22 protein-coding genes are annotated in these 25,984 nt (G+C 34.5%); 5 read left to right on the top strand and 17 right to left on the bottom strand.

The genetic code is table 11. From position 1 onward, the window contains the following. From HMPREF1505_RS12205 to HMPREF1505_RS12145, 13 genes are all read right to left on the bottom strand, one after another. A complete protein-coding gene (locus tag HMPREF1505_RS12205) occupies nucleotides 1–906 on the bottom strand; it encodes a glycosyltransferase family 2 protein (protein ID WP_036925831.1) in 906 nt (301 codons plus the stop codon). Next, a complete protein-coding gene (locus HMPREF1505_RS12200; RefSeq protein WP_036925828.1) occupies nucleotides 903–2,045 on the bottom strand; it encodes an EpsG family protein in 1,143 nt (380 codons plus the stop codon). The genes HMPREF1505_RS12205 and HMPREF1505_RS12200 overlap by 4 nt, the downstream gene beginning before the upstream one ends. After that, entirely contained in the window at nucleotides 2,045–3,229 is a 1,185-nt protein-coding gene (locus HMPREF1505_RS12195; RefSeq protein WP_036925827.1) for a glycosyltransferase, read from the bottom strand. The genes HMPREF1505_RS12200 and HMPREF1505_RS12195 overlap by 1 nt, the downstream gene beginning before the upstream one ends. Next, on the bottom strand, nucleotides 3,226–3,795 hold the full coding sequence (locus HMPREF1505_RS12190; RefSeq protein WP_036925825.1) for a serine O-acetyltransferase: 570 nt from the start codon (nucleotides 3,793–3,795) through the stop codon (nucleotides 3,226–3,228). The genes HMPREF1505_RS12195 and HMPREF1505_RS12190 overlap by 4 nt, the downstream gene beginning before the upstream one ends. Then, complete coding sequence (locus tag HMPREF1505_RS12185; protein ID WP_036925822.1) at nucleotides 3,792–4,817, bottom strand: acyltransferase family protein; 1,026 nt, start codon at nucleotides 4,815–4,817, stop codon at nucleotides 3,792–3,794. The genes HMPREF1505_RS12190 and HMPREF1505_RS12185 overlap by 4 nt, the downstream gene beginning before the upstream one ends. 2 nt (nucleotides 4,818–4,819) lie before the next feature. Then, nucleotides 4,820–6,601, bottom strand: coding sequence for an acyltransferase family protein (locus HMPREF1505_RS12180; protein ID WP_081722965.1), 1,782 nt, complete (start codon nucleotides 6,599–6,601; stop codon nucleotides 4,820–4,822). 135 nt (nucleotides 6,602–6,736) lie between these two features. Beyond that, nucleotides 6,737–7,753, bottom strand: coding sequence for a stealth family protein (locus HMPREF1505_RS12175; RefSeq protein WP_036925816.1), 1,017 nt, complete (start codon nucleotides 7,751–7,753; stop codon nucleotides 6,737–6,739). 460 nt (nucleotides 7,754–8,213) lie between these two features. Continuing rightward, on the bottom strand, nucleotides 8,214–9,086 hold the full coding sequence (locus HMPREF1505_RS12170; RefSeq protein ID WP_036925814.1) for a phosphorylcholine transferase LicD: 873 nt from the start codon (nucleotides 9,084–9,086) through the stop codon (nucleotides 8,214–8,216). Beyond that, complete coding sequence (locus HMPREF1505_RS12165) at nucleotides 9,086–10,423, bottom strand: adenylyltransferase/cytidyltransferase family protein (RefSeq protein WP_036925811.1); 1,338 nt, start codon at nucleotides 10,421–10,423, stop codon at nucleotides 9,086–9,088. The genes HMPREF1505_RS12170 and HMPREF1505_RS12165 overlap by 1 nt, the downstream gene beginning before the upstream one ends. Nucleotides 10,424–10,426: 3 nt before the next feature. Continuing rightward, the gene (locus HMPREF1505_RS12160) at nucleotides 10,427–11,473 is read right to left on the bottom strand and encodes an alanine--glyoxylate aminotransferase family protein (protein WP_231480397.1); all 1,047 of its coding nucleotides are present in this window, start codon (nucleotides 11,471–11,473) and stop codon (nucleotides 10,427–10,429) included. A gap of 237 nt (nucleotides 11,474–11,710) precedes the next feature. Next, nucleotides 11,711–12,685, bottom strand: a complete 975-nt coding sequence (locus tag HMPREF1505_RS12720; protein ID WP_051412374.1) for a glycosyltransferase — start codon at nucleotides 12,683–12,685, stop codon at nucleotides 11,711–11,713. Beyond that, nucleotides 12,682–14,202: an MATE family efflux transporter gene (locus HMPREF1505_RS12150; protein WP_051412373.1), complete on the bottom strand. Its 1,521-nt coding sequence runs from the start codon at nucleotides 14,200–14,202 to the stop codon at nucleotides 12,682–12,684. The genes HMPREF1505_RS12720 and HMPREF1505_RS12150 overlap by 4 nt, the downstream gene beginning before the upstream one ends. Nucleotides 14,203–14,231: 29 nt before the next feature. Continuing rightward, nucleotides 14,232–15,227, bottom strand: coding sequence for an acyltransferase (locus tag HMPREF1505_RS12145; protein WP_036925806.1), 996 nt, complete (start codon nucleotides 15,225–15,227; stop codon nucleotides 14,232–14,234). Between the two features lie 995 nt (nucleotides 15,228–16,222). Between HMPREF1505_RS12145 and HMPREF1505_RS12135 the strand changes: the two genes are divergently transcribed. Together HMPREF1505_RS12135 and HMPREF1505_RS12130 are read left to right on the top strand one after the other, a co-directional pair. Beyond that, nucleotides 16,223–16,972, top strand: a complete 750-nt coding sequence (locus tag HMPREF1505_RS12135) for an outer membrane beta-barrel protein (protein WP_036925801.1) — start codon at nucleotides 16,223–16,225, stop codon at nucleotides 16,970–16,972. 16 nt (nucleotides 16,973–16,988) lie between these two features. Continuing rightward, entirely contained in the window at nucleotides 16,989–18,233 is a 1,245-nt protein-coding gene (locus HMPREF1505_RS12130; protein WP_036925799.1) for an acyloxyacyl hydrolase, read from the top strand. Between the two features lie 250 nt (nucleotides 18,234–18,483). Here the strand turns inward: HMPREF1505_RS12130 and fmt are convergent, their stop codons facing one another. The 4 genes from fmt to HMPREF1505_RS12110 form a co-directional block, all read right to left on the bottom strand. Continuing rightward, on the bottom strand, nucleotides 18,484–19,506 hold the full coding sequence (gene fmt, locus HMPREF1505_RS12125) for a methionyl-tRNA formyltransferase (RefSeq protein WP_036925796.1): 1,023 nt from the start codon (nucleotides 19,504–19,506) through the stop codon (nucleotides 18,484–18,486). A 56-nt stretch (nucleotides 19,507–19,562) separates the two neighbouring features. After that, nucleotides 19,563–21,359 (bottom strand): chloride channel protein, encoded by a 1,797-nt coding sequence (locus HMPREF1505_RS12120; RefSeq protein WP_036925794.1) that lies wholly within the window; start codon nucleotides 21,357–21,359, stop codon nucleotides 19,563–19,565. 12 nt (nucleotides 21,360–21,371) lie between these two features. Continuing rightward, complete coding sequence (locus HMPREF1505_RS12115; protein WP_004361264.1) at nucleotides 21,372–21,941, bottom strand: L-threonylcarbamoyladenylate synthase; 570 nt, start codon at nucleotides 21,939–21,941, stop codon at nucleotides 21,372–21,374. A 625-nt stretch (nucleotides 21,942–22,566) separates the two neighbouring features. Then, complete coding sequence (locus HMPREF1505_RS12110; protein WP_036925793.1) at nucleotides 22,567–23,568, bottom strand: ROK family protein; 1,002 nt, start codon at nucleotides 23,566–23,568, stop codon at nucleotides 22,567–22,569. 131 nt (nucleotides 23,569–23,699) lie between these two features. Here HMPREF1505_RS12110 and HMPREF1505_RS12105 point away from each other — a divergent pair, with 131 nt between their 5' ends. The 3 genes from HMPREF1505_RS12105 to rfbD are packed head-to-tail and all read left to right on the top strand — an operon-like array spanning nucleotide 23,700 to nucleotide 25,901. Continuing rightward, entirely contained in the window at nucleotides 23,700–24,386 is a 687-nt protein-coding gene (locus HMPREF1505_RS12105; RefSeq protein WP_036925790.1) for a LysE family translocator, read from the top strand. A gap of 9 nt (nucleotides 24,387–24,395) precedes the next feature. After that, nucleotides 24,396–25,004: a DUF4924 family protein gene (locus tag HMPREF1505_RS12100; RefSeq protein WP_004361270.1), complete on the top strand. Its 609-nt coding sequence runs from the start codon at nucleotides 24,396–24,398 to the stop codon at nucleotides 25,002–25,004. A gap of 12 nt (nucleotides 25,005–25,016) precedes the next feature. Then, nucleotides 25,017–25,901, top strand: a complete 885-nt coding sequence (rfbD, locus tag HMPREF1505_RS12095; protein WP_036925787.1) for a dTDP-4-dehydrorhamnose reductase — start codon at nucleotides 25,017–25,019, stop codon at nucleotides 25,899–25,901. Nucleotides 25,902–25,984: the final 83 nt, after the last annotated feature.

The following is a 25,984-nucleotide window of genomic DNA, read 5'->3' as shown; positions in this document are numbered from 1 at the left end:
TTATATAGTTCTTTTATCATTAAGATGCATTAAATATCCTATTGGCGCTAAGAAATACCACCTTCTACTAATTTTAGGTATATCTACTTCATTTTGTGATACACCTGTCCTATTTTTAGTTGTTAAACAAAAACGAAAACGCCAATAATTTATCGCATTTCTTAATTTATCCTTAAAAGGGATTGGATAATATACCAATTCAGAGTATGTTAGCATGCTACCTATAGGGCTATTCATTCGTAGGCGCGTTATAGATGATGTTATACCATTTTGCTGATAATCTGCAATATAAATAATCCGATTTAAAAATCTCATTTTATATTTGCGTGCCATTCGAAACCATACAAGCACCTCTGGGCAAAACTTCTCTCCTTTAATCTCGGGAAAAGGAAACAGGCGTAACACATCTGTCCTAAAAACTTCTTTAAGGTCACCAGTAACTTTATAAATAGGTGATAAATCCCATGCATGACAATCTATATAATCTTTAGGTAAACCACTACCTATAATCTTACCATTCAGATCCGCATCAATACCACAAATACCAAGAAAAGTGTCATCATACTTTATCTTGCTCCACTCCTCATGAGCAATTTGTAAAGAATCTTTTGGTAAGAAATCATCACTATCTGCTATAAAAAATAATTCACCTTCAGCATATTTTACACCTAAATTAATTGCCGTATGCTTTCCACCATTTTCTTTCTTAAAATAACGAATAGGAAACCCATCCTGCATATTGCCATGACCTAAAATAAGGGAAGATACAATATCCTGTGTACCATCAGTACTACCATCATCTACAATTATCCACTCAAAGTCTTTATATCTCTGCATAACAAGACTTTCATAAAGTCTGTTTAATAGATGCCCTCTATTATACGTAGGTGTAAAAACAGTTATCATAGATTATAAAGTTTATCATTATCATATTTATGATCATACTCATACATCTCTTCTATGAAGTCTCCTTGTCTGATTCCAGGAGTTAGGAATGTTTTGTAAGGATATATTAATACCCCCCAAGCTAACAGAATACGATAAAAAAGAACAAAACACATTATACTTACAAAAGCCTTCAACTGTATAGCAGATTTAGGCCTACAAAGCCTTTCTAACACAACTATAATTCCTAATAAACAATACCATGAGATACGACCTCCGTCTGAGGATTTACAGAAGAAAAGCAGTAAGCCACAAAACATTAAATATACATTAGTCATAGTCAACGAAAGTTCATCGTCATCAATTCTCATATAATTTATCAATAAGATAAAGAGAAATAGCATTGCTTCTATAACATACTCTATTCTAAAACCAATTTCGGCCGTGTTTGCATATCCAGCAATTCGTGCATTACTTACGACATCTCCAGATATAGAAAAAACAAATCTAGTTACACCACTAATTCCTATAAGCAATAAAACCAACATAAATAGCACAATATATTTCTTTTCAAATTTACGTCTTGGTATAAAATATAAAAGAATCATGTATGCTGCTGAGTTATGTATAAGAGTTGCAAGTATCACAAATAAAAAATACTTCTTAAAATTTCTTTGTGCCACATAAGGGATAGACAACCATATTACTCCTGCTGCTAATACCTGACGAAGATAAGTGAAAGTAAAGAAAAACATTAAGCCCTCAAATACAAGAAAAGCAAAAAATGGATTTTTAGTATATCTATAAAAATTAATAGCATATATCGTATATAAAAATAGAGTATAAACTAAAATAAAAATATAACGATTAGGAGTAAAAAAAGCAATACAATCGTTTATTAAACCATAAACTGGCTCTTTCCCAAAGAAACTAAGAAATTGCTCATTAATAAATATACCCTTTGTAATATTTTCATGCATAATCTCAAATACTTCACAATAGATATATCTATCATATCCTCCTAACATATCTGACAAGCCAACAAACAAGCCTATACATAGGCAAAATGTAAAGAAAAAAGGTTTAGAAACTTTTGTATTGCCAGTATTTAGCCATGCAAGAATAGCTGTTATAACGAATAATATAATATAATATGCCATTACAAATATTTATATAGTTTATTTACTTCATTTGAATTATCTACAATATGTGTCTCAAGATACTTTTGATAAGATTCACGTAAACTAGAATCATTTATCAGCCCAGCAATCGCATTAGCAACAGCCTCCCCATTCATTTCACATATCGTTCCATTCTTTCCATTTTCAAATTGATCACCAACAGTAGAGAAGTTTGTAACAACAATAGGTTTACATAATATCTTTGCCTCATCCAAAGATATAGATTTACCTTCAAACCGAGAAGGCTGAACATAAATATCTGATAATTTTATGTACGGATAAGGATTACTATGGATACCAAGAAATATCATATCTTCATCTAATCCCTTCTCTTTTATAGACTTAAATAAATCTTGTTCCAAAACCTTACCCACAAATAACCATTTAAATTTTATATGTTGTTTCTTTAACATCTCTGCTGCTTCAATTGCAAAATCCCCACCCTTTCGTCGACAGAAGTGAGCAACAGTACAAAATATATTATTCCCATCATTCTTATATTTTTGCAACATTACTCGTAAGTCATCCGTATAATCTTCCGCTTGTGCTTGAATCATACTTGGAGAAGATATATTCTCCATTATTGATATTTTACCCGCACAATTGGGGAAATATTTTTTTAAGGCATCTGTACAGGTCTTAGAAATAGAAAAGATATTATCAACTTTGGGATAATACTTTTTATCAGCACTATAATAATAAGACCATTTCGAATAGTCATTATGGAAAAAGCTCACCTTGCGTGTTGCGCTTAGTTTATTAACCATGTAATACAGCAACTGTTGCCCACCATAGTCTACGACTAAGTCATAATGCACGTTTGAAATAACAGGCATCATCTTAGCAATCAATTCACCAGACAACGATTTAGATACACGCGAAAGTAAAAGTCGAATTAAAACACCTATAGAAAGCAGTAAGTATCCATGTAACAATAACCATTTTGCTGATGAAAATCCTCCCATAACATTTTCAACGACTGGGCTATATATCACATTTACATCTTTTGGAAGATATTTTGAGAAAACATCTCCTTCCTTAGAACACAGTAATAGAGAAGTATCATACTTATCTCTATCCCAAACGTTCAGCAGACTTACCATACTCTTAGAAACCCCTCCAGACTGTAAGGTTCCAATAATAAATAGAACTTTCTTTTTCATTTATTATTTATAATATGAGCAGGAACTCCTATTACGGTTGCTCCCTCTTCAAGAATATCTTTTGTAACAACAGCTCCAGCTCCAATTTTCACATTGTTTGCAATTTGTATTCCCCCAATAACAGAAGCCCCTACACCAAACTCAACATTATCTCCTATCACAGGTACCCCTGTATGGCTTTTACCGACACAATTACATCCATGAAAACGAGCATTTTTACCAATCTTTGCTTGATAGTTTACTACGACAAAACCTTTATGGTAAATTAATAATCCAGAATCACAAGAATTAAGCCCTATCTCTAAACCCAATTTAGCACCTAACCCTTCATATAAACGGTGATAATAAATATAGATAATATCATTAAAAATATTACATAACTTACCTGTCTTATGATAACTGTTATTATGATAGTACTCTGTGTACCTTAAAACCCTTATATACCTTGATATAGTTAAATTACCATGAAAAAGCCAACGTCTAAGCCATGAGAAATTACTATTTTCTCCATACAAGGTTAGCTCATTTAAAAGACATTCTTTTAAATCTTTTTTGGTACAAATCATTTTAGGAATCTTACTTTAGAGATTATTATATTCGTAAGAACATTAATAGCCAATGAACAAGCATACGAAATGCTAACTACCGATACAAATATTATCATAGGGCTTTTAAGATTATAAATTACACCATCAAAGAGATAAGCATAAATAAAAAAATGAATCAACCACATACCCATAGATTGCTTACCTATTTTCTCTAGTATTATCCATAAGTAGTTAGTCTTAGAGTTATTAATAGGAATCATAACAAAAAGACAAATAAAAAGAATCACATATAGAGAATGTCCAGCTGATGTATTAAAAAAACACCGGAATGCAAATAAAACTATCAAAGAAAGTACAACATAAAGAGTGTGTATTTTTCTATTAATGATAAAGTCTTTTAACTTTGTAAAGATATCATACTTGCATGCATAGGCTCCAAAAGAGAATGGGAATAAGAACTCTACGAAAACAATAGGGGTCGATAAAAGAGGATTAGAATTAATTACCGTACTACCATACAGATGCAACAAAACTGCCATAAGAAATGATAACACATATAGAATCGGCATAGCAAACTTCCAATTTATTTTATCTACCAAATAGAAAATTTTCTTATGCGATAATGATAAAAGAGAATAAGGGAGTAAAAACCATGCAGGTGGATCCCAGGAAGCATGTAACCCTGTAAATTCATAAAATATTTGTAAGAAAGATAAAACAAAAGTTTTATGACCAATTATAATTACCAATGGCACAAAGAAGATTAAAATTATCCAATAGTGAATATATAATTTAAATATTCTTAAGAAAAAATATTTATCATCACCTTTTCTATATAGATAAAATAATCCATAGCCGCCTACAACTAAGAAAAAATCTACAGGCCCCATTCCTCTACATATAAGAGATTCAAAGGGGATACCACCAATAGATATCAATGATTGTAATTTATTTGTTATCTCAGGACTTGCAAACAAGTGCCCCCACACCATAAACAATAGGGCTATACCTTTAATAAATTGAGTCTGCTGTTTTGTCATATTTACTTTGTTTTTTGCAGTGGTAACTGTGCTCTATTAAATAATTTTGAAATATTTAGTTTGTGAGCATAGTATCTCGCTCCAGCTCTTGTCAAATGCAAACCATCATGACTAATCAGTTTATGCTCTGGAGTAAAGATATTATATTGTCCAGAGCCATCTTTAATAACATCCATCATATTAATAAATCCATCACCAAAGATTACTTTCTCTTTTATATTACGATTTAATATATCATTTGTTATATTTATTTTTTGATTATAATAAGAATCATCAAACAGTCTTTTATTATAAATCAAGCATGGACTAGAAAAAAACCTTTTATCTCCAACACGAAAAAGTTTCTTTTTAGCCATTTGAGGGATAAATGAATCAAAAAGATTGAAATCTCCATGATTAGCTAAAAATATATAATTAGCCTTTCTAATTCTATCATATAAAATATTATCTAAGGCTTTATGATATGATAGATTAAGAGAATCTGCATAATTAGATTCCTTAAGAATATTATACCAATCACGCGCATAGCTATCCCCAACAACTAGCACATTCTTTTTACCGTTATTAGGAAAATCAATATCATACTTGTGAATCGTGTCATTATATACTAGTGTAGCCCAAGTTGCAGGTTTAGCGATATAAGTTTCTAACTCAGGAATGTCTCTGACAACTCCTTCATGTTTATAAAAATTAACGGATAAATATGATATAGGTAAGACTATAATACAACAAATAGATAAAACATATTTTGTTGCTTGGGAGTTTTTCTTTATTATTTTATCAACACCTTGCTCTATAAAATAATAAGAATATCCCCCTACCACTAATGAGGCCCCTATTACATATATATATTCCCATATATTTAACTGATCATTAAATATATTTCGATAAAATGCTATTATAACTTGATGCCATAAATATATGCTATAACTAGCCATCCCTAAAAAAGATAATATCTTAAAATTGGGAATAGTTATAAAGTTTATCTTAGCAGTAATAAGCCATACTAAAAGTGTTGTTGTAAATACTATTGCTAGCAATCTATACTGCTGAGCATTTAGATTTTCATTAAATGCTATTAACAAAATTATTACTAATAAACAACTCCAAACTTTCCAAGTAATTCCTTTTTGCTCAATAGCGGGAAGCAATACTAAAAGTCCACCAGCAATGAATTCAAAAAGACGAGACGGAAGCAAATAGAAATGGAATGCAGGAGTTAATATTGGTAATGAATATAAAACTAAAGATAGCAATCCTACTAAACTTAAGACCTTAAATATAAGTCCTTTCCAATCTTTAGATAAACGATGAACCACAATAAAAAATAAAGGGTATAGGATATAGAACTGTAAAACTAAACTTATATACCATGTATGCATCAATGGCTTATATTCATTAGATGCATCCCAGTAATCACCGGCTGTAATATATTGAACAAAATTATTCAAAAAAACACCTGATCCTAAAGCTGTTTCTGCAGTATTCTTATAATTAGTTGGAAGCATTGTAAAATAACCTAAAGCTAAAGATAAGATACTTATAATTATAACTAAAGGCCATATACGAACTAATCTATTCCTCAGGAATCTCCAATAAGAGAAATTTCCATTATTATATTGATTTACTATACTTTTTGTTGTGAAATATCCAGCAATAACTAAGAATATATCAACTCCTAAATATCCATATGAGAAAAGATTTGCATGGTAAAAAACAACACCTAAAATTGCAATTCCCTTCAACATATCTAACATATATAATCTTTCAGTCTGCTTCATCATTCATTTTTTGATTTAAATTAGTACTACTATTAATCTAAAACATAATATTTCTAACACATTTATTATTATGCTAATAGACTAATTAATGTGTAAAACAATATCCACAATTATAAATTTTATCCATAAATTTACATACTACTTTTCAAATTCTGACTTCGATGGATGTTTCTTCTGGTAGAAACTGATGATTTGGGGCTTTAAGATTTGATAATCCTCAAATGTACAATAAGTAGAATCGTTCAAACATAGAGATTTTATACTTGAATCGGTAATCATACGTTCAATCATAGAAATTGTATCAGGTTGGATTTGCATAACTTTCTTTTTACTTAATACTTCCATTGGATAGAACTTATTACTTACCAACTGCCAATACCGGAAAAGATAGTTATTTATAGACATTGGTTCACGGAAACGTGTACAGCTCTTCTCTAATGCGTCTTTTTCAACTCTCCAGACTTCATCATATACGGATTTAAGAAATGCTTTTTCATTGTGAGGGGTATAGAAATGCTGGAATTCTGTTCGTCTGAAAAAAAGTATCAGATAGGCCTGCAAACGATACTTCCATCCTAAATAACTTCCGTACCACCCTTTAGGATTAACTTTTGTCACCTCTCGTCTATTAAAGTGAGCATTAACAACCTGAGTATTACAATACTCCATCACGCTAATTCCCCAATCATCTGGAGAGATAAAACCGCGACCCCCAAAAATATACTCTAAAGTAGCATCACATGGTAAGCCGTTCTTAAAATAATATTCAGGAGTTATAGGGGCATTAATAAACATATCATCGTTGAATACAACAAAATGCTCACTTAACCCTGATATACGATGAAGATTATTTTCGATAGTGTTTGCCTGAAAAGTTGGCAGAAACTCATGTGGAATAAAATCCTTATGATCTACATAAGAAAGTTTAGGGTTATCCCAATTCAACCATTCAGGCTTTTGGTTATCCGCTACGAAATATACATGGTTTACCCAAGGGGCATATTCTTCCACAGCCCTAAACCAAAATTTTAGGATATCCCAATCTCTATATCTGACATCAGCATTCTGAAAAGGAGTACCTTTATATAGTGCTTTTTTCTTCTGCCATTCAATATCAGAACCATCAACCCAAAAAATCACAAAATCAATATTCATAAAACACTAAGTTTCTTTGTGAAAAAATTAACATATTTGCTTAAATCACTTCTATTAAGATATATTCTATAAATAATGACTTAAATCCTATCAAAATTTCTGTAAAACAATTGGGCCGTAGGATATTCTTCTCTCAGGACATTCAATCCATCAATCAAAAATCATTACTACTCAGCATCTTTCTTGAACAGATATTATATCCAATTCAAAATTTCATGTGACATGATAACAACAACAATTACTTAGCAGAAATTTGCTTTGATGAATCCTTACTCTACTACTAATAATAAGATTATATTAATATATTTTCTTCTTCGCTATCTTTTGGGAGTCTCATGATACACGTAATCTTGTTATTTCATAAAAGATATGTACTGGGTATTAACAAAACAATTTCTACTTATTAGAATTGACAATTGAATAAACATAAATAAATATTCCGATTTAATTGATGAGCAAATTATCCTTTTTTTGCAAGAATATTTTTCACTTCTTCAAGTGTATAATGCTTATCAAGATCTAAAAAATAATGACCATGATTAGTGACACGTTGATCTACTGGGGGAGGAGTCATATAATCACCAAACTCAGTAGTAAGATACTTGTCATAAAGTTTAGGCAACACTATCGTTGTATCCTCAAAAGGGACCTCCACACCTTCATTGAACCACTCTTTTGGATAAGTATCACTCTCATTTATATCAGGAGAATATCTACAATAATGAGCCCCCCGTATACTGGAAAAATACTCAATAAGAGAATGTAATTCATATTTAAACTTTTCTGAACGAGGATTATAATAAAAGATATCTGTTATAGTTTTAACACTTCCAGCAAAATCACCCTTGACTATTTTTCTTAATAAAACAGATAGCCCTGTTTCACGAACCGATTTAAAATACTGCTTGTAAACACGACTGAAAATAAGATTCTTTTCATGAATCTCATCTTTTCGATTCATATCAAACTCATCTAATGGGAAAATGTCTATCCAAACACCGCCAACAAAAGTAAAGTCCTCACCTTCTAACACTGTAGTGTTTGTGTCTATAAATTTAGGAAAATAGACATAATAACCATTATCATCCGTAAATGCAATATCATAATGCCCTTGAATTTTCCCTTTCAACGTCATAAAACGTTTCAAAGACTCACGAGGCATATATACGTCAATATCGTCATCCCAAGGAATAAAGCCTTGGTGACGAACAGCACCCAAAGCTGTACCAAAGGCTGCGTAGTATGTTAAATTGTGTATAGTACATACCTCCTTAAAAGCTTTAAAGGTTTCTAACAGGTAGTACTTAAATTTTGCCAAATCATAATTATCCATTATATTTGTATAAATTCTTTACGAGAATTAAAATCTTCAATAACACCTACAATAGCTTGTGAGACATCCTTACTAACATAAAAATAATTTTCTTTTGTTCTTATTGATTTAACAAAAGAAACCAGTTCATACCGAATTCCTTCACCATCCAACTGATAGAAATAACGTTTATTTTCTGCAGGATTTTCAAATCTCAACTCAAAATAATCAGTCTTCCACCACGGTGCAGGAACATAAATATATCCGTTTGTACCACTAATAATGAGATTTCCTTCAGATTTGACTCCTTGCCCAACTATCATAGAGGCGACAGCTTCTGGATAAATAAAATTTATCTTTGTAAAAGCATCAAAATCAGATTTATTATTTAAGGGATGAGAGATTATTGTTTTAGAAAGATACTCTGTACCTAAAAGTTGGAAAATTGGTAAAAGAGCTGTTGGTCCCCATGCACTTATACTATTCCAAATATATTTTATATCATCGGAATCAGCTTTTTGTAGATAATCTAAACTCGTACACGTTGCTTCTACAGATACTACTTTACCAATCTGTCCACTCTTTGCTAATAATAATAATCTATAATAAGCCGTGGAATAAGCAGTCTTGATGGAGTCCATTAGTACACAAGATTGCTCGGCTGCAATTTTTTGTAGTTCAACCCATTCTACCTGCTTTATGCAGATAGGTGACTCGCACAAAACATGCTTCCCTAATAGTAAAGCTTCTTTAATCTGACAATAATGCCTTTGTGGATTCGAAATAATATAGATTGCATCAGAGTTATCCAGCAACTTCTTAAACGAGCTAAAGTTGACAACATCTAATTTCTCTGAAAGAAATTTTGTAGTTTCATTGAAAATACCAGAAATATCTATACCATTAACTATTCTACTCTCGTTCACAACCTTATTTAAAATTGGCGACTCACCCACCAATCCAAGTCTGATGCCACAGCTGTCTGCTCTCAGCTCTGAACTCGAAATTCCTTGTGTACGCTCAAGATAAACAACCTTGCAATATTCATTTAGATAATCAAAATGTCCCTTCCAATCAGATCCGACTGTAAAAATATCGACACCATAACGTCGTATGTCATCTATTTTTTGCCCCTCATATTCTTCAACAACAATTTCATCAGCAAGACCAGTAGCTTTTACAGCCTCTATACGCTCCGCTAAAGTTTGTTGAACATTAATTTTTCCACGAGATCTGTCGAAATTATCTGCAGTAACACCAACTATCAAATAATCACCAAGTTCTTTAGCTCTCTCCAAAAGACGTATATGCCCTTTATGTAAAAGGTCATACGTCCCATAAGTAATAACTCTGATCATCTGTTAAATAATATTTCGTTTTTGCAGATCCTTGAAGGCATTAACCAATGTTGTATTATCAGAAGCTGTCAAGTTTCCAATATGACCAACACGGAACACTTTATCACGCATCTCACCTCCATTTGGACATACCCATATATTATATTCATCTTTCAATATAGTAAAAATATCAAATGCCTTTGCAGTCAAAGAGAATAACGAAGTCACAGCATTAGCTGGAGAATGAGAAGCAAACTTAAAAGGTAAATCCTTAATTTTACTTCTAAAATCATACGCCTGTTCTTGAACTCTGTTTATCTCACTCTCAACACCACCAGACATTTTTATTTCACGTAAACGTACATTTATCTGACGAAGAATACTAACAGCAGGGGTAAAAGGAGTTTGTCCACGTTCTCCATCCAGAAGAGCATCTTTTAAATTAAAATACAAAGATTGTACCCTATTTTGTTTAATACATTTAACTGCACGCTCCGACATTGCGATAAGTGAGATACCTGGAGGACAAGCCAAAGCTTTTTGCGAACCAGTAATCATAATGTCTGCCCCTAACTCTTGCATATTAAATGGATCGCAAAGAAATGAACTAATAGAATCAACAACAAGTAACAAGTTATTACGCTTACAGAATTTACTAATCCTATTAATATCATATAGAACTCCTGTTGAGGTTTCATCTAAATTTACTAAGAAACCTGTATACCCTTTATTATCATATTGCTTCAGTACATCATCTGCAATATCATACCCAAAATCTGGTATTATTTCTGTATAAGGAATAGAATGAATTTGGCAAAGTTGTACTAAACGGGCTCCGAAAGTTCCACCATTAATAATAAGTACTTTATCTTTAGAAGTAAAGAGATTCATAACAGAAGCTTCCATTGATCCTGTACCAGAACAGGTCATAAACACAACTCTACCTTTTTTTTCTACCCCTGCAAACTCCTTTATGAGATTCTCATTTTCAAGCATTACTTCAGAAAACTCTTTGGTTCTAAAATAAGGAACCTGCTCTTGTCCTATGCTACGAATAATGTCGCTGGACATAACTGGACCTACCGTAAAATTAAGCATGTCTGATAATTTAAATTTCCAATAAATGAAGTAAGAGTAATGGCTATCTAAAACACATTATTTTCTAAAAAATAATATCCATAAGCTATATGTTAAACTCATTTCAACTTACGGCATACTCTCATCAACACACCAAATAAATATATAATTTCGCAATAATCTTTTTAATATATTAAAATTGTTAAAATCAGATAAACTGAAGACAAATTATTAACGAGCATTCAATAATGTATCTACTTTATTTGAGAATATTCGAGCAAAAACTTTTACTCTGATTCTATGACGCCATCTAACATAATATGCAAAATACGACATTCCAATAAACAGCATAAACTTATCGAACTTATTCAAGTAAATATCAGCTAAATATCGTAAATATCCTACATTAATAAACTCCTTCTTACTTAAATCGTAATAAAAATAATACTTAGAAATTATACTTAAAGACACTTCTCGCAAAAAATCCTTTTGAAATTTAGATTCTGGGAAAAGGAGCTTATAAGACTCAACTATCATTTTCTCCTTCAACATCATATCATTCATTGGATACTTTTTATCAGTCAGGGACCCACTATGTTTAATATAAATGTATTCCGCAGCATCAAAAACAGCAAGTGTTTTACAATGTTTGATATATTGTAGTAAGAAAATAGTATCTTCACTAAAACATAGATTTACAGGAAACACTATTTTATTATCTTTAATAATTGAAGTCTTAAAAATTTTTCCCCATACAGCAGAATTAAAAGGTCCTAAACAGAAAACTTTTGCAACGTCTTCTTGCACCTTTCTCTTGGTATATATTACACTCCTTTGGATATTATTTTCATATATAACATGTCCTTGAATTTCTATATCATTTTTTAGGCCAAAAGACGATAAATATTCAGGAGTTATTTTATCATCACTATCTATAAAAGCAATATATTCTCCTTTTGCTAGTTCTATTCCTTTATTTCTTGCAGCACTTACTCCTTGATTCTCTTGGCTTATAACACGTATTCTAGAATCTTTTTTTGCATACTCATTACATATAACTAAAGAATTGTCTTTACTGCCATCATCTATGATAACGACCTCTATATCATCAAACTTTTGATGTAAAATCCCTTCTATACAATATGCTACATATTTTTCAGCATTATAGACAGGAATAATAACTGATATTTTAGGAATAGATTTCATTTGCCCAACTTTCTATATAAATAACCTTTTATGTATTGCTTCTCACTATGAGTCAAAGTAAAATAAGCACTTACAAAATACAAGAAGAATATTGTCCCTACAGAATATAATAATCTAAGAAAAATAGGAAAATTATTGAAATCAATAAAGAGAAGAAACACCAATACAACTATTAATGGAAAAAGAACTTTAATCAAAATCTTAAACAATAAAACTACAGAATATTGAGAAAGAACTTTTTTTAGATAATATAAACTAATCACAGAACATCCTATCTGCGATATTAAACTTATATAAAAAACAATATCAGGAGAACTATCAAACTTAAGTGCAATATATGAGAATGGAATTACCAACAATAATGATGTGCCATTCCAAAAACTATACCCCTTTATCTTACCTGTCGCATTTATGCCAATTCGCAGTGACTCAGCAAGAAGAGCAAAAAGATTTTCAACCAAGGCTATATTTAATAATATAGATGTCATTGGTGGTACTTTTCCTAACCATAATTCCAATACAATCTGACTATTATAGATAAGAATTACGACTATAAGAATTGACAACATCAACAACATTCTTATAGATAGATTTATCATATAAGACATATCTGTATAATTTTCTTGGGCATAATTCTTCACTATTTGTGGTCGAAATGCTGTCAAAATATTCCCGCAAAATGAACGAAAAACATTTGTTACTGTATATACTATACCTACAGCAGCATTCATTACGACTCCAAAGAAAAGATTAATAATGAATGGTATACCTTGAAATTTAGCAGTCAAACATATATTCCCATACAAATCATATCCACTGAATGTAAGCATTGATTTTAGAATATCCTTATCAATGACAAATTTAAAGTGACATTCTTCAAATTTACGTATACTATATATTCTATAAGAAGACATTATGATAATAGATACTATTAAAGACAACAATCCATAAAGAATTAACTTGTCGAAACCTCCTATAACAAGCATATATAATATTAGCAACTTTAATATAACATTTAAAATTTCGATATAAGCATAAACTCCCATTTTCTCATGTGCTATTATACAAGCATTATATGGCACTTGTATAATATTCAATAATATAGATACAATTGAAAACTGGAGTATACAGTTCGCTGCATATAATCGTTCTGATGGAATTACTAATTTTGCATTAACAAACCATAAACCTACGACTTCACCCAAAATAAATATAATTAAAGCTATAGATAACTGAACTATTATTGCTGAACTAAAAGTTCTTTTCAAGCGTTCTATATTTCCCTTGCCAAGCTCATAAGTTATAAACCTAGAAATTGAGCCAGCCATAGCATTACTTAAAAACCCAAAAATTGGAACTATGGTCCCCACAACATTATAAATTCCATAGTCAGTTACGCCAAGTGTATTTAATATAACACGTGAAGAATATAACCCTACAATCATAGAGAAAAACATTCTCACATACAACATGATTGCATTCTTAGTAACTTGACGTTTTGAAGATATCTCAGACATTTTACTTCGTATTTTTACTCAAAAAAAAATCAAATTACTTTCTTAAAAAGAAACTTTTTAAAAAGAAATCTAATCATTTCTATTATAGTTATTGTCACTAAGAATATTGTTACTGGATATAAAATTTCTCCTAATAATGACTGATGAGGGAAAATAGAAGAAAGTATATTACGAGCAACTAAAACATGAACAATATAAATATAACCAGAGTCTTGCTTACCTATAGTAGATATAATACGATTCCCGTAACTTGGATTACGAAGAGCTAAACTAAATAAACAATAAGCTGCTGGTAATACAAATAGATGTGAATCAAGTCCATTCATATAAAAAAAGCTAAGCACATAACATTCTACAACTATTAGTATTGCAGATATTATAAAAAAAAGAATAAGCGTCTTATCTGAAGTTTTTGCTAAGAAAACTTTTTTTTCTTTCATATATCTTCCTAAACACATATAGGGAAGACCTAAAAATAAAAAATTCGTTACATAGCCTTTTGAATATAACACTGGAATACTAACTATATATACCAAAATAGATAAAATATATAGAGAATTTACTTTTTTTATCTTATCTACAAAAAAGAAAATAATATAAACATACAAACTTGCCCACAAAAACCATAGATGAAAAGAGGCTGGATCAGCATTGATAATGAAAAAAGCAATAATAATTTTTGGAGTATATGTTGTAGATAAGTATTCTACGATGCTTCCTCCATCTTGCAGTAATTCAACACTATGAATCAAATTATACAAGACAGATGACCCTATAGCTAAAAATAATAACTTTATTAGATGCCTTCTAAATCTTCCTTTTTCTTTTAACATCGGATAGAAATATCCAGATATCATAAAAAATAAGGGAACTGCTAAACGACATAATCCTTCTATCAGGTGTGAAATAAGATGATATGTACCAGTTTCTACTGTTCCATAATGAATATAAACAACCATAAAGGCTGCAAAGAACTTTATGACATCTAGGCTTGAATGTCGTACCTCCTGATTATTCAAGTTCATTTTTCTTGAAACTTACAATTATAAATAAATAAGCACCTACGCTACAAGATTATAATAACTGACCCTATTTTCTTACAAGAACCTTCTCAACGTGTTAGTAGCAGACTATTGTTTGAATATATAAATGACACGTCAGTTCTCTTTTACAGAACAAGATTCCAAAAAGCAAGCTTCATAACTCTTAGGGAAAGTTTCTAAGCTCAGCAATTCGTTTATTTCCATTGGTTATTCATAATATTAAGATACTCTTAGATTAGATAAGGAAAAGAGAACAAAACAAAGAAGACGTAGATACCGATTAAGTCAAAAAGAGAAAATATCATCTCCTCCCTACAAACAATGAAAAGCTTGCAGGCTGACAACTATCACGGTCACTCCACATAAGAACGAATGGGCAAAAAACAAATAGACGTGGTACAGTAACAATCGTTAACTTAAACAACAAAAACTGTGTTGGTCAATTCAGTAGATGCTTCGTTCGCAGAATCATTCTGTTAATAGTTCTAATTTCCTTTATTATGGGTACAAAATTAAATAAAAAAAATGAGAAAAGAAAGAATATTCATAGAATAATTGTAGGCACACGATATAAAAAAGAAAGAATGAGCAACAAGGCCTAATCCACCAACTGGCCCCTCCTCCTCGCCCCTCCCCCAAAGGGAGGGGAGTAATCACCGAGATACCCCGCACATATGATGACAAAGCTAAGACAGAATGACATAGAGACATAATTAATACTCCAACCACCTTTTTTGTATTGAATATGTCATTAAAAATGTCTTTATGTCATTATGGCTTAACATATTTATCTACACAGACTATATTGAATATGTCATTGAAAAATATGTATTTTTGTCATTCTGGCTTAACATTATCTATACTTTTATGTCATTCTGTATTGTATTCTCTATCTTTATATGTATGAAAAAGCCACAAGATATCAATGGTTTGAAGAAAAATCACTATCTTTGCATCAGAATCAGTTTTCCTAAAAAATGAAAAAGATTATATTGATTGCTGCCATCCTTTTAGGGGCATTGACAAACGGACAGGCTCAGGTAATAAACAAAAACGTCGCGAAACGTATTGGCGAAGTTGTTAAAGAAGGCTACCAAGACGTTAAAGGAGCCATTGTTCAAGATACTGAACCAACTGGTGAGCATACGGTATGGGATTTATATGCAGCCCCAAAAGTTGGATTAAACTTATCAAACCTCTTAGGTGTTGATAACAATTTTAAGTTGGGGGCTGTTGCTGGTGCCTATGTTGAAGTCTTCGTGGCTAAAAACCTTGCAATAGACGTTGAAATGCAATATAGCCACCAAGGAGGTTCTGGTATCTATCGTAATATCAACACCACAGACGACTATGGAAACCCTATTATACAAAAATATGGTCCATACAATGTCAATTTACATTATATCAACACTAACTATATAGTACGTTGGTATCCTTGGGCAGATTTACCATGGAGTTTCACTACTGGAGTACACGCAGGATATGTTATCAGCGCACATGCTAAAGAGAAAAATGGTGAAGATATCAACCTCAAGAATCATATCCATAGTGGTGATGTCGCACTTCCTCTTGGTGTTAGTTATGAATGGAAGCAATGGCAGATAGAAGCACGTTACAACCTATACTTCAGAAAGTTAGCAAGAGATACTGAAGCAAAGGATTTATTAAAGAGTGCTCGAAACAGCATGTTGGAAGTAACACTTGGCTACAGAATACAGGTGCTTTAATGTTGCCTGAGAACAAGTGAGAAAACTCCTTTTCATACATTTTTTACTACTCTCTGCAGTTGCTTCTGCAGAAGAGTATGATTCTATAGCTATACCCAAAACAGGGGTAGAGATGCGTTATATCCCTGCCCAAACCTTATGTTTAGATAAGGAGCCACGTATTTGGACTAAGACGAAAGAAACGCATGCCATAGCTGCACAGCTAAATATCACACCATCAGAGAATGATTTTGCACGCGATTATAATTATCCAACCTTCTCTATTGGCTTGCGTTATAACTTCAACCATGGGACAACGATGCATAAAGACTATCCATGGGGAGAAGCACAGCCAGTAGACTACACCAGTAAATTAGGCAACTTTCTGACACTCTATGGTACGTTTAATCGTCCACTTTATCGTAGTAAACACTGGCAATGGGGCTATTACTTAGGCACTGGCGTAGGATATACTTCACTAAAATATAACCAGAAGAACAATATTGACAACGAATATATTGGTTCACACCTTAATATCTTCTTCACAGCAGGACTGTACGGACAATATAAGGTAGCGAAGGAATGGAGCATTAAGGCTGGATTAGACTTCGCACACCATAGTAATGGAGCTATGGCACGACCCAACAAAGGAGCAAACTATTTAGGTCCATTCCTGGGTATTGTATACGAACCAGAGAAGGAAACAACAAAGGTTGCAAAGGGGAACACACTTCCTAAAAATCCCTTCCAAAAGTATTGGTTTACTGAATTTACGCTTGGAATAGGTGGTAAAACTTTACTTGAGGATTGGCAGCAGACACAATTTGAAACTCCACAAGGACATCCCGACTATCGTAAGGAGCAGTTTACTTTCTACGGATCCTATTCTTTCCATACTCACCTACTCTATCGTTATGCACGTCGCTGGGCATCTGGCATAGGCTTTGGTCTTTTCTATGGAGATTATGCCAGTAGGGTTGCACAACATGATAAGGAGCATGGATACATCGGAGAGAAGCATAGTCCGTGGTCACTTAGCATCGAAGGTCGTCACGAGATCTTTTATGGTAACATGTCTGTTCGTGTCAGCTTAGGTTATTACCTCTACCGACACATGGGTTATAAATCACGCAATGGATTGGAAAGACCTTATCATGAACAAGTTGGTGTGTTTTATAGTTTCCCTAAGCTAAAGAATCTTACTTTAGGCTTTAGCGTTAATGCACATGCAACGAAGGCAGACTTCACGGAACTACAAGTAACAATGCCAGTGAAGCTATAGAGCAAGACAGAATGACGATAGTTTAGACAGAATGACATAAAGGCATATTCCTTCAATGACATATTTTAGTTGAAGACAGAATGACATAAAGACATATTTCCTTAATGACATATTTAATATGGGATTTGTGGGCTGTGGATTAAGATAGCTTATGTATTTCTGTCTGATATATACTCCACATTTTTTAAACCAAACAACAAAATATGTCATTAAAGGAATATGTCTTTATGTCATTCTGTCTAAACTATCGTCATTCTGTCTGGAAGAGGTACTTCTCTATATCCTTAAAGCCATTTAAGAATGATCGAACATCCATTCGCTTCTTACCAGTCAACTGAATATCAAGAAGTTCCAAGAGACTGTCAGACGTATTAACATATAGACGAGACTTTTCTACAACGAGCGTACCAGGCTCTCCTACAGCTGCGCGATCTGACTTAGCTGTCTTATAAACCTTCATAATCAAAGGCTTTACTCCATTGTCTTCAATGGAACAGAGTATACTCCAAGTGCCAGGATAAGGACTGAGTCCACGCACAAAATCATAAACTTTCTTAGCAGACTGGTTCCAATTGATTTCGCATGTCTCTTTGAATATCTTCGGTGCATGATGTAATTCAGCATCTTCACACACTTGAGGAGCACTTATGCCATCAAGAACTGCAGAGAAATCAACGTTATCAAGACTATCTTCAGGCAATTTAGATGCAATGAGATCAATTGTTTCCATAGCAATCTTTGCACCCAAATACATCAAGCCATCATAGACATACTCAACATCAGCTGTATCAGGAATAGCAAATGGTTTTTGAAGGATAATGCGACCAGTATCTATGTCTTTATCAAGGAAGAAGGTCGTCACACCTGTCTCGGTCTCACCATTAATAACCGCCCAGTTGATTGGAGCTGCACCACGATACTGTGGGAGCAAAGCTGCATGAACGTTAAACGTACCCAGGCGAGGCATACTCCACACCATCTCCGGCAACATTCGAAAGGCTACAACCACCTGCATATCAGCTTTATAAGAACGCAATTCTTCTATAAAATCAGCATCCTTCATCTTTACAGGCTGCAAAACAGGCAAGTTATGTTCAAGTGCATAGAGTTTCACCGGTGATGGCTGCAGCTGTTCTTGATGACGTCCAACAGGTTTATCAGGCTGTGTGACTACAGCTACAACATTATATCCATTCTCAACTAATGCTTTCAACGACTCCACAGCAAACTCTGGAGTGCCCATAAAAACAATACGTATATTTTCTTTTTTCATTATCTTTGGGAATTTAACAAGAGATGAGATAATAAGTAAGAGACGGCAGATACCTATTATTCTGCACTAAAATCTGCTACAAACTGACGATACATACTATAAAGGCGAGCTCGAGAGATATAGCCAACCAACTGGCTATCAATATTCACAACAGGTAAATACTGTGCATCTGTACGTTCAAAAGTCTTCATCACATCCTCCATTGGGTCGTTGACACCGAGCATTGCTGCTGGTGGCGACATCAATTGATTGACATGGAAACGGTGATAAAGCTCTGTACGGAAAATAATATGTCGTAGATTGTTAATATCAATCTCACCTAATAACTTACGAGACTCATCGAGCACAGGAATATAATCATTGCGACTTGAACTGATAGCATGAATAAGTTTTCCCATCTCCATATCCGGTTCGACAGATGTAAAGTCATGATCGATAATCTTATCCATACTCATCAAAGTGAGGATAGACTTATCTGTATGGTGTGTGAGAAGTTTACCTTGCTTTGCCAAACGTACAGCATATATACTATGATGTTCAAAGATATTTATCGTAAGATAAGAACTGATAGTCACGATAATCAATGGGATGAAGAGTTGATAACCGCCTGTTAGCTCGGCAATCAGGAAGATACCCGTCAAAGGTGCATGCATCACAGCCGACATCACAGCTGCCATACCATAGAGCGTAAAGTTTTTCTCTGGAATATAAACACCAAGTTGCTCCATATTCCAAAAACGAGCAAAGAAGAAACCACCAAAGCCACCGATGAACAAAGAAGGCGCAAAGGTTCCACCACAACCGCCTGCACCATTTGTTGCACTGGTTGCAAAGACCTTCGTCATTACAACTAATCCCACATAAAGCAGTAAGAAATTTGACTTTTCAGCAAACATAGAACCACTCATGATTTGCATCCAGTCAGTCTCTGTCTTTCCTTCTATAAACAATCTCAAACTATCATAGCCTTCACCATAGAGAGAGGGAAAGAGGAAAATAAGCGGAGAAAGCACCAAGCCTCCCACAAGAAGTTTCAGATAAGGCTTAGAAGAAAGTTTCCCATAACCATTCTCACACCATGACATTAAGCGCATGAAGTAGAGTGATACAAAACCGCAAGCGATGCCTAACAAGATTGTCGGTGGAACGCGATCAAGTCCCCAAATGTTATCCATTTGGAAATGAAACATTGACGAACCACCTGTGAAGAAATAGGAGAAACACGTTGCCGTCACTGATGCAATCAATATCGGCAAAAGAGAAGCCATGGTCAAATCGACCATCAACACTTCCAATGTAAATACCAATCCTGCTATTGGAGCCTTGAAAATACCAGATACAGCCGCCGTTGCACCACAACCCACAAGAAGCATGAGTGTGCGATTATCTAAATTAAAGATACATCCGAGGTTACTACCAATAGCTGAACCCGTCAACACAATAGGTGCCTCTGCTCCTACCGAACCACCAAAACCAATCGTAATGGCAGAAGCAACGATAGACGACCAAGTATTATGAGCTTTCAACCGAGATTGTTTCGTAGAAATAGCATAGAGGACACGCGTAATACCATGCGAAATATTATCACGTACAACATACTTAACAAATAGACTTGTCAGCCAAATACCTACGATTGGATAGATGAGATAGAGCCAGTTAATCGTTGCAACATCGAAACCAGAGGTTACTAATTCCTCTATCAATTTGATAATAAAGTGAAGAATATATGCTGCCAATGAAGCAAGAAGACCAATAGCAAACGCCAGTACTAAGACTAACTCGCGATTGGAAACATGATTCTTTCGCCAATTATCAAGTCGAGAAATAATCCCCTGACTACCTGATACTTTCATCTATCTATTCAATTATTTCCTTATAACTTTTACTTCGCCATCAGCAGCCAATTTGATAATGCTGGATGGAGTATGTGGTTTGTGTTCCTGACGTCTTGACTCACAAACATAGTCAACACCATCAAGAATCTCCTGTGAGATATCACGATAATTCTGCGCAGCAGGTTCACCACTGACATTTGCCGAAGTACTTACAATAGCCTTCTGGAATCGATAGCATAACTCATGTGAGAAGGGCTCCTTTGTAATGCGAATACCTATAGAGCCATCTTCTGCTATCAGATTTGGAGCAAGATTAACAGCACCATCAAGAATCAATGTTGTTGGTTTCTCAACAGCTTCTATCAACTGCCAAGCAACATCAGGAACATTGCGAACATAACGCTGAAGTCGGTTATCAGAATCAACTAAGCAAATAAGAGCCTTCGAATCATCTCTGCGTTTCAAGGCATATACCTTTGCTACAGCTTCCGCATTGGTAGCATCGCAACCTATACCCCACACTGTATCAGTTGGGTAAAGAATGATACCCCCCTTTCTCATCACTTCAATCGCTTTCTTGATGTCGTCTTCCTGTTTCATCTTCTGTTATTGTTTTTTCTTTCTAAGTATTATAAGTATTCGCAAAGTTAGATTAAAAAAATGAGAACACAAAACAAAAACTACAAAAAGAAAGTCTACAAAGAGTTTTAAAGCCTGATATAACTTTCAAACGAAGAATCTTCCATATGATTACTTTTGACTGAACAATTCTATACTAACTACAAATAGCCTCCTTCTAATCAATGTTTAGCAAGACATTCTATACTCAACACCATTGGTGCGAAGCATCAGCACAATATGTGCGGGGCATCAACACGAGATGTGCGGAATAGCAACACATAGAAAGAATACGGGTAGTAAAAATCCTTTTTAACACTATCAATATAACAAGACACACATAGGTAATTTATTGAAAATCGCCTTCTATCAACTTAGACATAGCCTGCAGACACCATTACAAAAAGGAAATCGCATAAAGTTAGCAATATAGAAAAAGCATAATAGGGACAAACAACCTCGTAAGTCAGTTCTTTTAATTATAAAAAGAATGTCTGACAAGGGTGTTTGTCCCTACTTTGAATATATAAGTTTTAGACTCTTTCAAGTAGACAAGCAGACAAACTGCACATATAACTCAAAAGAACTCTGGACTTTATATCATTAATTACAATTCCCAACCAATAGCTGAAGCACCGAGAACGGCTGCAGCAGCATCGTCAAGCGAACTTACCAAGAACTTTGGTTTGTCCTTGAAGATTTCCAAAGCATGCTCCTTATAAGAACGCATGATAGGTTCCATCAATAAGTCACCAGCCTTAGTTAGACCGCCAAAGAAGATGAAAGCCTCTGGAGAAGAGAAGGTTGCGAAGTCAGCACAAGCCTCACCTAACATATTACCAGTGAACTCGTAAACACGCTTCGCAAGTGCATCGCCACGACCAGCAGCAATAGAAACATCCAAAGAAGTGATATCTTCTGGCTTCATCTCACGCAACAAAGAGTCTTCCTTGCTATTCTTCAAGAACTCACGAGCGGTACGAGCAACACCTGTTGCAGAGCAGTAAGTTTCCAAACAACCTGTACGACCACAACCGCAAGTACGACCCTTCTCTCCACGAACCATGATCATATGACCCAACTCACCAGCAAAGCCATCAGAACCATAGACCATCTGGCCATTGATAACAATACCTGAGCCTACGCCTGTACCAAGAGTAATCATGATGAAATCCTTCAAGCCACGTGCTACACCATACTGCATCTCACCGATAGCTGCAGCATTTGCATCGTTGGTAAGACCAACAGGAATACCCAACTTCTGTGAGAACATTTCTCCCAATGGCACAACACCATCGTGACCCCATGAGAGGTTTGGTGCGAACTCAATCGTGCCACGATAGAAGTTACCATTAGGTGCACCAATACCCATAGCACGGAACTGACCTATTCCACCATATTTTGCAACGAGAGGTTTTATTGCCTCTACACCTGCCTCTACAAAATCGTCGACTGTCTTATAAGCCTGTGTCTTAATAGAATTGGTGGCAAGTACCTGACCACGCTGATCTACGACACCGAATACTGCGTTTGTTCCTCCTAAATCCAAGCCAATTACGAATGGCTTTTCCAATCCAGTTACAACTGGTTTCTGCTCTGTTACGTCCATGACATAATAAGTTTTTAGTTTGAATATACTATGGGCAAAGTTATGAAAAAAAGAGGAATGCCACAAAGTTTTGTTAGGTAAATTTGCTTATCTCGTATTATTTTTGCAATTTTGCACCCAAAATAACAAGCATGCAATTTCCTATTCAATTAGATATACTGGATTTCATCTTCAAGGGACTGCTTATTGGAATTATAGCATCGGCTCCCATGGGTCCAGTTGGAATATTATGTATACAACGAACTTTGAACAAGGGGCGTTGGTATGGTTTTATAACAGGTATTGGAGCCGCCATCAGCGACACAATTTATGCACTTATCGTAGGGTTAGGTATGAGTTTCATTATGGGACCTTTAGAAAACCCTACCTATAAGTTGATAGTACAGATTACAGGAAGTATATTATTATTACTCTTTGGAATCTATTGCTTCAAGTCAGATCCGATGAAGAAAGCTCATCAGAGTGGTAAGGAGAAGGGGTCTCTCTTCCATAATGGCGTTACAGCCTTCTTGGTAACCCTCTCTAATCCAATGATTATCTTCCTCTTCATTGCAAGTTACGCACAATTCGCTTTCGTACAGCCCAATCGCCCATTAGAGATGATTATAGGCTTTGCCTGTATCCCTGCTGGTGCGTTACTTTGGTGGTATGGCTTATCATGGTTGATAGATAAGATTAGAGGAAAGTTTGATGTCAATGGTATTCTTATTATAAATAAGGTTATAGGTTCTGTTGTCATTCTGTTTTCTATCATTATGCTTGTGGGTACAATATTTAATCTTTATCATCTGCCAACTATTGATGGATTAATGGAATAAGGATAATTTATGTTTGTAGCTAAGGAATTAAGAAAGAAGAGTATAGCTGAATATCTGCTTTATATGTGGCAGATAGAAGATACTATCCGTGCTTACGGTTGCTCATTGACACGAATCCGTAAAGAATATATCGACCAGTTCCAATACACTGAAGAACAAAAGGAGGAAGAGGAAGACTGGTTTGGTGACCTTGTACGCATGATGAATCAAGAAGGTTGTCGAGAAGGTGGACACCTACAGATTAACAAGGTGCTCATGCAGGACCTTACAGAGTTGCACGCACAGTTGCTGCAATCATCAAAGTTTCCGTTCTATTCTGCTGAATATTATCGTGTCTTACCATTCATTGTTGAGCTAAGAGGTAAGACAAAACGTACAGCAGACAAGATGGCACGTACAAATGATGAACGCTTAAAGAGTGTTGCTGCACAGTTAGGAAAGAGTGAGATCGAAACTTGTTTCGACCTTCTTTATGGAGTGATGATGCTTCGTTTGCAGAAGAAAGAGATTACCCCCGAGACAACTCGTGCGCTTAACGAGATAACAACCTTCATTGGTATGTTGTCCGACTACTACATAAAGGATAAGACTGAAGGCTTAAACTTCGGCGAAGAATAAAGGAGATAGCTTATGAATATTTTAGTTACTGGAGCTAACGGACAGCTTGGCAATGAGATACAGCTTGTATCTAAACAGAGTAAAGACCACTATATCTTCACGGACGTATGTGAGGGATATACGAAGTTAGACATTACTAATCTCGAAGACATCCGCAAGATGGTACAAGACAATAAGATTGAATGTATCATCAACTGCGCTGCGTGGACCAATGTAGACAAAGCAGAGACGGCGGGTGAGATTGTTGAATTACTCAATGCGACTGCACCAGAGAACCTTGCAAAGGCTATGAAAGAGGTTGGTGGCTTGCTTGTTCATGTCAGCACAGACTATGTCTTCGGTGGCGACCCATATAACACTCCTTGCAAAGAGGACATGAAGGGTACTCCTACTGGCGTTTATGGTTTAACAAAACTACATGGTGAGGAGAAGATTCAAGCTACTGGTGTAAACCATATTATTCTTCGTACAGCATGGCTTTACAGCGAGTTTGGTCATAACTTCGTTAAGACGATGATAAATCTCACAGCTACTAAGCCACAGCTGAAGGTTGTATTCGACCAGTGCGGAACACCAACCTATGCTGGCGACTTAGCAGATGCCATCTTCGATATCGTTGAGAACCGCAAGTATGAAGGAAATAGTGGCATCTACCACTTCTCTAATGAGGGCGTATGTAGCTGGTATGACTTCACGATTAAGATTGCAGAACTTGCTGGAAACACAGCATGTGACATCCAACCTTGCCACAGCGACGAGTTCCCTTCACCTGTTACACGTCCTGCCTACTCTGTCCTTGATAAGACAAAGATTAAGGAAACCTTTGGCATAAAGATTCCATATTGGGTTGATTCACTGAAGAAGTGCATGAAAGGCTTACAGGAACAAGACAAATAATAGGAGTTAAAAAGAAAGATTGTTAGACTTAGTTCAGCTATAAATTGATTTAAAGAACTATAAGCTAATTTAGTTAGCTCCAC

It is taken from the genome of Prevotella sp. ICM33, from assembly GCF_000517825.1.
GTDB classification, from domain to species: domain Bacteria; phylum Bacteroidota; class Bacteroidia; order Bacteroidales; family Bacteroidaceae; genus Prevotella; species Prevotella melaninogenica.
The sequence above is the reverse complement of the archived record's forward strand: the minus strand, read 5'-3'. Positions and strand labels throughout refer to the sequence as shown.

Coding starts and splice junctions, on each gene's coding strand:
- HMPREF1505_RS12205 (WP_036925831.1), bottom strand. CDS start 906: ATGATAACTGTTTTTACACCTACGTATAATAGAGGGCATCTATTAAAC.
- HMPREF1505_RS12200 (WP_036925828.1), bottom strand. CDS start 2,045: ATGGCATATTATATTATATTATTCGTTATAACAGCTATTCTTGCATGG.
- HMPREF1505_RS12195 (WP_036925827.1), bottom strand. CDS start 3,229: ATGAAAAAGAAAGTTCTATTTATTATTGGAACCTTACAGTCTGGAGGG.
- HMPREF1505_RS12190 (WP_036925825.1), bottom strand. CDS start 3,795: ATGATTTGTACCAAAAAAGATTTAAAAGAATGTCTTTTAAATGAGCTA.
- HMPREF1505_RS12185 (WP_036925822.1), bottom strand. CDS start 4,817: ATGACAAAACAGCAGACTCAATTTATTAAAGGTATAGCCCTATTGTTT.
- HMPREF1505_RS12180 (WP_081722965.1), bottom strand. CDS start 6,601: ATGATGAAGCAGACTGAAAGATTATATATGTTAGATATGTTGAAGGGA.
- HMPREF1505_RS12175 (WP_036925816.1), bottom strand. CDS start 7,753: ATGAATATTGATTTTGTGATTTTTTGGGTTGATGGTTCTGATATTGAA.
- HMPREF1505_RS12170 (WP_036925814.1), bottom strand. CDS start 9,086: ATGGATAATTATGATTTGGCAAAATTTAAGTACTACCTGTTAGAAACC.
- HMPREF1505_RS12165 (WP_036925811.1), bottom strand. CDS start 10,423: ATGATCAGAGTTATTACTTATGGGACGTATGACCTTTTACATAAAGGG.
- HMPREF1505_RS12160 (WP_231480397.1), bottom strand. CDS start 11,473: ATGTCCAGCGACATTATTCGTAGCATAGGACAAGAGCAGGTTCCTTAT.
- HMPREF1505_RS12720 (WP_051412374.1), bottom strand. CDS start 12,685: ATGAAATCTATTCCTAAAATATCAGTTATTATTCCTGTCTATAATGCT.
- HMPREF1505_RS12150 (WP_051412373.1), bottom strand. CDS start 14,202: ATGTCTGAGATATCTTCAAAACGTCAAGTTACTAAGAATGCAATCATG.
- HMPREF1505_RS12145 (WP_036925806.1), bottom strand. CDS start 15,227: ATGAACTTGAATAATCAGGAGGTACGACATTCAAGCCTAGATGTCATA.
- HMPREF1505_RS12135 (WP_036925801.1), top strand. CDS start 16,223: ATGAAAAAGATTATATTGATTGCTGCCATCCTTTTAGGGGCATTGACA.
- fmt (WP_036925796.1), bottom strand. CDS start 19,506: ATGAAAAAAGAAAATATACGTATTGTTTTTATGGGCACTCCAGAGTTT.
- HMPREF1505_RS12120 (WP_036925794.1), bottom strand. CDS start 21,359: ATGAAAGTATCAGGTAGTCAGGGGATTATTTCTCGACTTGATAATTGG.
- HMPREF1505_RS12115 (WP_004361264.1), bottom strand. CDS start 21,941: ATGAAACAGGAAGACGACATCAAGAAAGCGATTGAAGTGATGAGAAAG.
- HMPREF1505_RS12110 (WP_036925793.1), bottom strand. CDS start 23,568: ATGGACGTAACAGAGCAGAAACCAGTTGTAACTGGATTGGAAAAGCCA.
- HMPREF1505_RS12105 (WP_036925790.1), top strand. CDS start 23,700: ATGCAATTTCCTATTCAATTAGATATACTGGATTTCATCTTCAAGGGA.
- HMPREF1505_RS12100 (WP_004361270.1), top strand. CDS start 24,396: ATGTTTGTAGCTAAGGAATTAAGAAAGAAGAGTATAGCTGAATATCTG.
- rfbD (WP_036925787.1), top strand. CDS start 25,017: ATGAATATTTTAGTTACTGGAGCTAACGGACAGCTTGGCAATGAGATA.